This is a genomic window from uncultured Pontibacter sp. (assembly GCF_947495565.1).
Taxonomy (GTDB): domain Bacteria; phylum Bacteroidota; class Bacteroidia; order Cytophagales; family Hymenobacteraceae; genus Pontibacter.
On sequence record NZ_CANLZM010000028.1, the window covers coordinates 1 to 7,264 of the forward strand.

Consider the following 7,264-nt stretch of genomic DNA (forward strand, 5'->3'; position numbering starts at 1 on the left):
AAGTCTGCAAACTTTTCTTACCTGAACAACCGGCACCTGCTTTTTTATTCAATCAAATCAAAACAGCCTCTTAGAGTAACAAAAGCTGAAGCGCAAAGAGAGGGAGGTAGAAATTGTCTGTTACAATGCATCTGCTCCTGCCTCTGTAGAGGAAAGGTTGCTGCTGGCGCCGGAACAGCTATTTAGCACAAGGTAAGGCAGGAGAATTCGGCTGATATCAGGTAAAGCATACTATGCTGTAAGAGGAGGCCGGAACAGGAGAGGAACACGTGTGTGGCTAGCCAAGCTGCTGCGGCTTGCTTATAAGATCTCAGAAGGAGAGCTGAAAACGAGAAGGTGAAGCAAAGAAAGCTTCGCTCACACAGCTTTAAACAATCAATGAAAGACAAGCTTAGCAGGGGCAACTTGCTGTTAGAAAACACTAATTAACCCGGCCCGCGGCGAAGTAATAGTTGCGGTAGTATGGTTCTGAGAGCGAGCTTACCCTAACGCCATTGCTGGTAGCAGAATGTATAAACTTATTGTTTTTGAGGTAGATGCCCACATGAAAAATAGGCCCCTTAGCGCTGCGGCGGAAAAAAACCAGGTCGCCGGTGCGTACGCTGTCTTTTTTAATACGGGCCACATCCTGAAACATGGAGCGGGAGCTGCGGCTGAGGTTAATGCCATATACTTCGCGGTAAACGCTGGTGACAAACCCTGAGCAGTCGGTGCCGCGTTTGCTGCTGCTGCCGAAACGATAGGGAGTTCCTATCCATTTGGAGGCGGCTTCCACTAAGTTTCGGTAGGCTGGGTTTCTGAATTTAAGGCCCAGTTTTTTAATATAATACTCTTCGTGCGGCTCGTCGGCTTCCTCATCTGCCCAATGCTCAGCCCATGCATCGGGGACATACGTAGTGGTTTTTAGTGCGTAAGGGGTTACAACAGGTAACGTGCCTGGCTGCGCTGGTGTGGCTGGCTCGGCAGGAGCCGTCTCAAAAAAGTATGAAAGCGCCAATGATAGGATCGCAAACGCACTAAGTATAATTGCTTTTTTCATTGGGTTTAGCATGTGCCTGGCTGCCGAAGGAGCCAAACAAGTATCACCTTTTCGCCCGGAATCTATAGCTCTTACAGACTAAAATACATATAAATACAGAAGTCATGAACGCCAGGGCGATGCAAAACTAATCCATATTAGCCTAAGTGCCAAATAATAAGGTTGCGCCAATGCCTGGCGTGTTTGCAGTTGCTGCGGCTAAAAAGTAACATTTAAGCCTGTTTGGTAAGTATAAAGAGGTACACAAGCCTTGAAAAAGAGTACTATTATTTTGGTTTACTTATGGATTTTAAAGTTGTAGAACGCTCTCTTTTTGCCAGAATTGCACGCATGGTGCTAAAAAGCAGTAATGTGGCGATGGTGCTGGGCAAAACCATACACTTGAGCGGTGTTAGTAAAGATGCTTTTCTGAAGGACGAGGGATGGCTGGCACACGAGTTGTGCCATATCCGGCAGTTCCGGGAGCATGGTTTTTTCCGGTTTCTGTGGCTGTACCTGAAGGAGTCGTGGCGGGTAGGCTACTATAATAACAGATTTGAGGTAGAGGCGCGTGTAGAGGGCATGAAGCATCGTCGGCACATAAGCCCAACCCAGAAAGCGGGCAGCGCCATTACGCCTACAGATGCTCCTTTGCCAATAGATACCAGAAAAACAGAGTAGGACCGTGTTGGCGACCCTGTTTCATACTTTACTTTTCGCCGGTGGCAATCTCCCGTCCGCTTCTGGACCACTCGCTCCAGGAGCCAATGTATAATTTCGGAATCTCCATGCCTGCGTAATCCATGGCCAGCAGTGTGTGGCAGGCTGTAACGCCAGAGCCGCAGTGCACCATTACATTTTCAGTCTTGCGGTTATCTAATGCTTTTTCATACTTCTCGCGCAAGGCAGCGGGAGACAGGTAAAAACCATTGCTATCAAGGTTAGAAGTATAAGGTATGTTTATGGCACCCGGAACGTGTCCGGCCACCAGGTCAATCGGTTCGGTTTCGCCGCGGTAGCGTGCTGCGGCACGAACGTCTATTACCAAGCTGTCAGCTTCTTGGGCGGCCCTTTCTACCTCCTCAACCTCTGCCAGAGGCAACTGCCAACCCTGTTGCGGATAAGGTGCTTGTGCTGCAGGCTGCTCTGTTTGGTTACTAGTAGGTATGCCTGCTGCCACAGCCGCTGCATAACCACCATCCAGCACCTGTACCTGCTCATGGCCTAAGGCTTTCAGCATCCACCAGAAGCGCGCGGCTGCATTTGCCCCGCTCACATCATCGTATACCACCACATGGCTGCTTGGCTGTATACCGAGCTGGCCTAGAAACTCCGCAAACTCCTGGGCGCTTGGCAGCGGATGCCTCCCGCCTTCGGCGGCGTTGGCTGTGGGCCGGGCCAGGTCAGTTTCCAGATCTACATAAAGGGCATCCTGCAAATGCTCTGCCTCATACTTGTCTTTGGCGGTGGGGCCGGAGCGGGCATCTATAAGTATAAGCGCCTCCTGTTGCAGCATCGGTACTAGTTCCTGTGGCTTGATGATAGGTTTCATAGTGTTTGTAAGCTAATATGTGGGTGCTTTGATTTAAATATCAAGCATGCCTCTTTTCGGGTGTTGGCGCATTAGATAGGCGCACCCGAAAAGAAGTATATAACAGCTTATTCGCCTCCGGCTACCACTGTCCATTGGCGTACTTGCCACTCTTTGATTAAGCCGTTTTTAACGTATGGGTCGTCTTTAGCGAAGTCTTCGGCTGCCTGCGGGCTGTCGCCTTTAAAGATCAAAACGGCACCATCGGCTGGCTCTGCCAAGGCACCGGCCATTACCAGCTCGCCTTTCTCCTTAGCCTGGTTGATCATGCCCAAATGCTCAGGGCGGTAAGCGCCGCGCTTTTCAAGATAATCTTCGGTAGTTTTGTAAAAAAGGATGTAGTACATGTTTATAAATATGTGAGTGTGTTTATTTTGATTGAGTACGTTTAGCGTATATCACGTTTTAGCGTGCAATATACATTGTTAGCTACTTTTGTCAGGTTCTTCATCATTGCCTTTTTTACTACCTTGTTGCATTAAGGTAGTTCCAGCTCCGGCACCAACTGCTACTCCAACAGCTATCCATAGTCCCAAATTGTCCGTGGCAACTCCTATTGCAGTCCCAATTCCAACCCCTAATCCCATTGCTAACCCTAATCTGTTTTTTTTCATAATTTAATTTATTGTAGCTAACGGCTTGTATAGAAGGCGAACGAGACGCAGCCGAAGGTGGCTTTTATACCTTGTTGTAAGATGCCATTTTTTCAAACTAATAAAGGCGGAAGTTCAAAAACTTTTGATGCTTCACTACGGATGTAGATCAAATCCTTCTTCTTGATAGTATGAACATATTCTTTCCTTTTAAAGCACTTCCCACTACTCAAATCTAATTTAATATTACTTTCTAATTGATGGGCATGTGGATTTGACGGAAATGGATCGACGTCATACCTATGTATTACCCAAATTATCCCTTTTGATTTTATCCTGAGCTTTTGCCCCATCAAAAATTTTGATGGAATAATTTCGGCTTCAGTTTCTATTTGATGAGTAAGACCTTTGAAGTCAAAGTTTGAAAGTAAGAGTAAGGCTTCATCGTAACTTATATCTACATTCCATACCTCTACTGGCCAATTGAACATATGCTTTTCATCTAAACATATATATAATGCTTGACAAACATGCTGCTGGCTAATTTCAAGTGAACGTAAAGAAGAAAAATGTTGTGCGAGTAACTCTTGAATGTTATATAGTTTTTCAATACTCGGATTAGTATTATTCATTTTTTCTTGATCATCTAATATTAGATAATTCGTATTTGCTTTGGTTACTTACAACTAGCGGATATACGATAACATACGCTTATCTGCACTATGTACGGATGTGATATTATATGCTTAAAAACTGCTTTTTCAGGAAACAGTATAGTACATGCAAAATACAAGATAATACTAAAGCCTCTATTTGGCAAATCCTGTGGTTGAAGGAGTTTACTAAATTGAAAATAAGATTTTTACAACTAGAATTAATGGATTGGTGGTAGTAAGGTACCTATTCATGACTTACATTTTAAATAGCTAAGATAGCTGTAGCCGTATTACGAAACGGATAGTTACGGATATAAAAGGTTATTTACGCTACATCAATAAAGTCCCTGCCTCTTAACCCGGCAGGGACTTTATATAGTTGCATATCTTTAAAGTTACACTTCTCTCCACTTAATGGTGCAGCCAATGGCTTTGGTGTTGGGCTGGCTAACGGCTTTGCCGGCTGCCAGTTCGTTTAAGGCAGCTTCGGCATACTTTTTCTCTACCTTGGATGCATCGCGAGAGTTATCATCTATGGTGCCAATGTAGGCAACCTTATACTTGCCGTCTGGCTGCTTTTGCACCACGTAAAGGTGCGGTGTGCGGGTGGCGCCATAAGCTTTGGTTATCTCCTGGGATTCGTCCTGCAGGTAAGCAAACGGAAAGTTCTTTTCTTTGGCGCGCTGCTGCATGTAGCTGTAAGAATCTTTTGGCGATACGGTTACATCGTTGGGGTTTATGGCGATAACCGGGTATCCTTTAGGCGCATACTTGTTGTGCAGGTCTATAATGCGGTCTTCGTAAGCCACAGAATAGGGGCAGGTGTTGCAGGTGAAGGTAACGATAAAGCCTTTGGCATCTTTGTAATCAGCCATCGATACCATGTTGCCATCCACGTTTTTCAGTTTAAAATCGCGGGCTGTGTCGCCTACCTGATACCCGTTGTCGGCAGGAACAGCCGAGAGCAGAGCGCATACAAACAGCAGGCACATAAGGTACACGAGCGGTAACTTTTGTTTTTTCATAAGTATAAAGCTTTAAGGTATAAGATTCTGTTTTGCTGAAATAGCAGATGTTCTTTTAGATTCTGATATTCAGTGAAATATCATTAAAGGAGCTGATGCCGTTCTATTTATACTTTTCGATCAGCTCCGTCAGTTCCTCTTCTGTCATCTCGGCCTCCCGAAACTCGTAAAGCCCGCGTTTGTTGTTAAATACCATGGTGGCGGGTATGGCCCCCGACCATTTCGGCTCTATCTTGTCTATCCACGAGTTGCCATCCACCTCATCCAGCAGCAGCACCTCCGATTGTAGCCCCCTCTTCTGTACAGAGGTTTTTACGCGGCTATCCAGGTCTTCCACGGCATCCATACTTACCAGAATCACTTTTACAGGCTGGTTTTTATACTTCTGGTTTGCCCCCTCAAAGTATGGCAGCTCTTTTATGCAGGGGCGGCACCAGGTGGCCCAGAAGTTTACCACATACAGCGTGTCGGCGGGTTGTTCGCGCAGTGCCTTCAGGTCAGCAAATTTTATCACTTCCACATCCTGTGCAGGCGCAGCGGTGGCAGTAAGCAGCAAAAGGAGCAGTGAGGCCAATAGCAATTTCAGTTTTACCTTAATCATACTTAATATAACGTGAAGCAAAATGTATACGTGTTTTTCTGGATAAATTTAACATTTAATGTTGATTTTAAAGCGGGAGATTTACACACAAAATTATTCTCTTTCCTCCTTTGAAGGGCAGGTGGGTAAAGCCAGAAAACAGAACAGCCACGGCTTAAAGTATAAACCGTGGCTGTTGCTAATCTTTAGGATAATTAATTGGCTACCGTAGCAGCGCCTGTACGAACAATTTTGGCTGGTTTCTTCTTTTTGCGGAGCTTGTTAATCCAGATCAGGGTGCCGGTAACAGGTAAGCTGGTGGCTATCAGACAGGCAATAAAGTATAAAATCTTAGAGAAAGTGCCGTACACGTTGCCCAGGTGCAGCGGCTTTATCAGCGATACAATCTGCTCGTTCAGGGGCTTGTCGGCAAACTTCTCCACCTTCAGCGGCTGTGCGTTATGCTTGTTCAGCTGTACTTTATCGGAAGCAGCCAGCGCAAAAAATCCTGTTTCACTCTTCTGTGCCACAACGGCTGTGGTATCATCGGCAGGCAAGAAGAGGCGCAAATCGCCGGGGTAAGGCAGCAGCAGGTTGGCCTGCTGGATGTAGTCTTCTGCGGTAGCCGTAGTTGGTGCAGCGGCAATAGTGATGGGCTTTTCTTTGCGGCCTTTAAACACCTCGGCGCCCATTACGCTGCTCAGGCCATCGCGGTACCACTCAAACGACCAGCAAAGGCCGGTTAGCGCCATAATCAGAAGCAAGATAGAGGCATAGAAGCCCAGCGTGTTGTGCAGGTCGTGGTTTACGCGTTTCCACTTGGCGTTGGTTTTGATCTTTAAGCCCTGCTTCCAGTTTTTGCGCTTCACCGGGAACCACAGCACCAGCCCCGTCAGCACCAGGAAGAAGAAGATAATGGTGGATGCCCCTACAATGATTTTACCTGCATCGCCCTCTATCAGCAACCAGCGGTGCAGCTTCATAACAGTAGAGAAAAATTCTGCGGTAGCGCTTTCAGGAGTGCCGGCTACTGCGCCGTTATAAGGGTTTACAAAGTAGGTAGCTGGTCTGCCGCCTTTGCCTTCCTTCGCGCCCTTTGTGGCAGCAGGGGCCACGCTTACGCTGTAGGTACTGGCTTTATCTTCAGGGATGGTTATACTTACTACTTTGCCGTTCAGCTCTTGCTCCAGCTGCGCGATAAGTGCATTGGCAGCCATAGGCTGAGCATTAGCCGGTACTTCTACCTGGTACTTTTCTGGAGCCATCAGCTCCTCCACCTCCTCCCGGAAAGTATAAATAGTGCCCGTAAGGCAAACTACAAACAGCACCAGGCCGCTGGCAATGCCGAGCCATAAATGCACATCATTAAAGAGCTTTCGCCAGGTATACTTTTTCATCTTCCGGAAATTTTGGAGGTTAGGCTAAGTAGTAAAGCTGCCGACAGTAAATATCGGCAGCTTTTTATTTATTTGAATAAATCTAATTAAAATTTATAAGTAACCACGCCAGAGAAGTTCCTAGGCTGGATTCTGTCTATAAAGTTAGAGCGGTAGGCATCGTACCCTACTTCATCGAACACGTTGTTGAACAGTGCCCGCACGCCCCAGTGCTTCATAAACTCATATCCAATCTGCGCGTTCACGATGGTATAAGCTTTGTTGAACCATGGCGCAGTGTTTGGCTCAATGTCGTGGTACTGCACGCCTTCTATTGTCCAGTCGTTGTAAGAGGCTGTTTTGATTTTATTTTGATAATTTTTTAAGCATCAAGTGAATCATAGCCACTCGTATCATTGTCTCAG

Annotated in this window: 11 protein-coding genes; 2 read left to right on the plus strand and 9 right to left on the minus strand. The window is 46.3% G+C overall.

All coding sequences use genetic code 11. The features are described from left to right. The coding region (locus tag Q1B04_RS19800) for a hypothetical protein (RefSeq protein WP_299762688.1) at positions 1-186 on the plus strand (186 nt) is incomplete at its 5' end. A 235-nt stretch (positions 187-421) separates the two neighbouring features. Here Q1B04_RS19800 and Q1B04_RS19805 read toward each other — a convergent pair. Continuing rightward, a complete protein-coding gene (locus Q1B04_RS19805; protein ID WP_299762691.1) occupies positions 422-1,039 on the minus strand; it encodes an NlpC/P60 family protein in 618 nt (205 codons plus the stop codon). Positions 1,040-1,321: 282 nt separating this feature from the next. Here Q1B04_RS19805 and Q1B04_RS19810 point away from each other — a divergent pair, with 282 nt between their 5' ends. Next, positions 1,322-1,699, plus strand: a complete 378-nt coding sequence (locus Q1B04_RS19810) for a hypothetical protein (RefSeq protein ID WP_299762694.1) — start codon at positions 1,322-1,324, stop codon at positions 1,697-1,699. Between the two features lie 28 nt (positions 1,700-1,727). On the opposite strand, the gene Q1B04_RS19815 is transcribed toward Q1B04_RS19810, so the two are convergent. The 8 genes from Q1B04_RS19815 to Q1B04_RS19850 form a co-directional block, all read right to left on the minus strand. Continuing rightward, positions 1,728-2,570 (minus strand): sulfurtransferase, encoded by an 843-nt coding sequence (locus Q1B04_RS19815; RefSeq protein WP_299762697.1) that lies wholly within the window; start codon positions 2,568-2,570, stop codon positions 1,728-1,730. Between the two features lie 107 nt (positions 2,571-2,677). Further along, positions 2,678-2,956 carry a YciI-like protein gene (locus Q1B04_RS19820; RefSeq protein WP_299762701.1) on the minus strand — a complete coding sequence of 93 codons (279 nt, stop codon included), beginning with the start codon at positions 2,954-2,956 and terminating at the stop codon, positions 2,678-2,680. 78 nt (positions 2,957-3,034) lie between these two features. Then, the gene (locus Q1B04_RS19825) at positions 3,035-3,223 is read right to left on the minus strand and encodes a hypothetical protein (protein WP_299762705.1); all 189 of its coding nucleotides are present in this window, start codon (positions 3,221-3,223) and stop codon (positions 3,035-3,037) included. A 92-nt stretch (positions 3,224-3,315) separates the two neighbouring features. Continuing rightward, positions 3,316-3,834, minus strand: a complete 519-nt coding sequence (locus Q1B04_RS19830; protein WP_299762711.1) for a hypothetical protein — start codon at positions 3,832-3,834, stop codon at positions 3,316-3,318. A gap of 419 nt (positions 3,835-4,253) precedes the next feature. Beyond that, positions 4,254-4,883 carry a thioredoxin family protein gene (locus Q1B04_RS19835; protein ID WP_299762715.1) on the minus strand — a complete coding sequence of 210 codons (630 nt, stop codon included), beginning with the start codon at positions 4,881-4,883 and terminating at the stop codon, positions 4,254-4,256. Positions 4,884-4,986: 103 nt separating this feature from the next. After that, on the minus strand, positions 4,987-5,484 hold the full coding sequence (locus Q1B04_RS19840) for a TlpA disulfide reductase family protein (protein ID WP_299762718.1): 498 nt from the start codon (positions 5,482-5,484) through the stop codon (positions 4,987-4,989). Between the two features lie 194 nt (positions 5,485-5,678). Then, a complete protein-coding gene (locus tag Q1B04_RS19845; RefSeq protein WP_299762720.1) occupies positions 5,679-6,860 on the minus strand; it encodes a PepSY-associated TM helix domain-containing protein in 1,182 nt (393 codons plus the stop codon). 86 nt (positions 6,861-6,946) lie between these two features. Beyond that, on the minus strand, positions 6,947-7,165 hold the full coding sequence (locus Q1B04_RS19850) for a hypothetical protein (RefSeq protein ID WP_366524752.1): 219 nt from the start codon (positions 7,163-7,165) through the stop codon (positions 6,947-6,949). Positions 7,166-7,264: the final 99 nt, after the last annotated feature.

Coding starts and splice junctions, on each gene's coding strand:
- Q1B04_RS19805 (WP_299762691.1), bottom strand. CDS start 1,039: ATGAAAAAAGCAATTATACTTAGTGCGTTTGCGATCCTATCATTGGCG.
- Q1B04_RS19810 (WP_299762694.1), top strand. CDS start 1,322: ATGGATTTTAAAGTTGTAGAACGCTCTCTTTTTGCCAGAATTGCACGC.
- Q1B04_RS19815 (WP_299762697.1), bottom strand. CDS start 2,570: ATGAAACCTATCATCAAGCCACAGGAACTAGTACCGATGCTGCAACAG.
- Q1B04_RS19820 (WP_299762701.1), bottom strand. CDS start 2,956: ATGTACTACATCCTTTTTTACAAAACTACCGAAGATTATCTTGAAAAG.
- Q1B04_RS19825 (WP_299762705.1), bottom strand. CDS start 3,223: ATGAAAAAAAACAGATTAGGGTTAGCAATGGGATTAGGGGTTGGAATT.
- Q1B04_RS19830 (WP_299762711.1), bottom strand. CDS start 3,834: ATGAATAATACTAATCCGAGTATTGAAAAACTATATAACATTCAAGAG.
- Q1B04_RS19835 (WP_299762715.1), bottom strand. CDS start 4,883: ATGAAAAAACAAAAGTTACCGCTCGTGTACCTTATGTGCCTGCTGTTT.
- Q1B04_RS19840 (WP_299762718.1), bottom strand. CDS start 5,484: ATGATTAAGGTAAAACTGAAATTGCTATTGGCCTCACTGCTCCTTTTG.
- Q1B04_RS19845 (WP_299762720.1), bottom strand. CDS start 6,860: ATGAAAAAGTATACCTGGCGAAAGCTCTTTAATGATGTGCATTTATGG.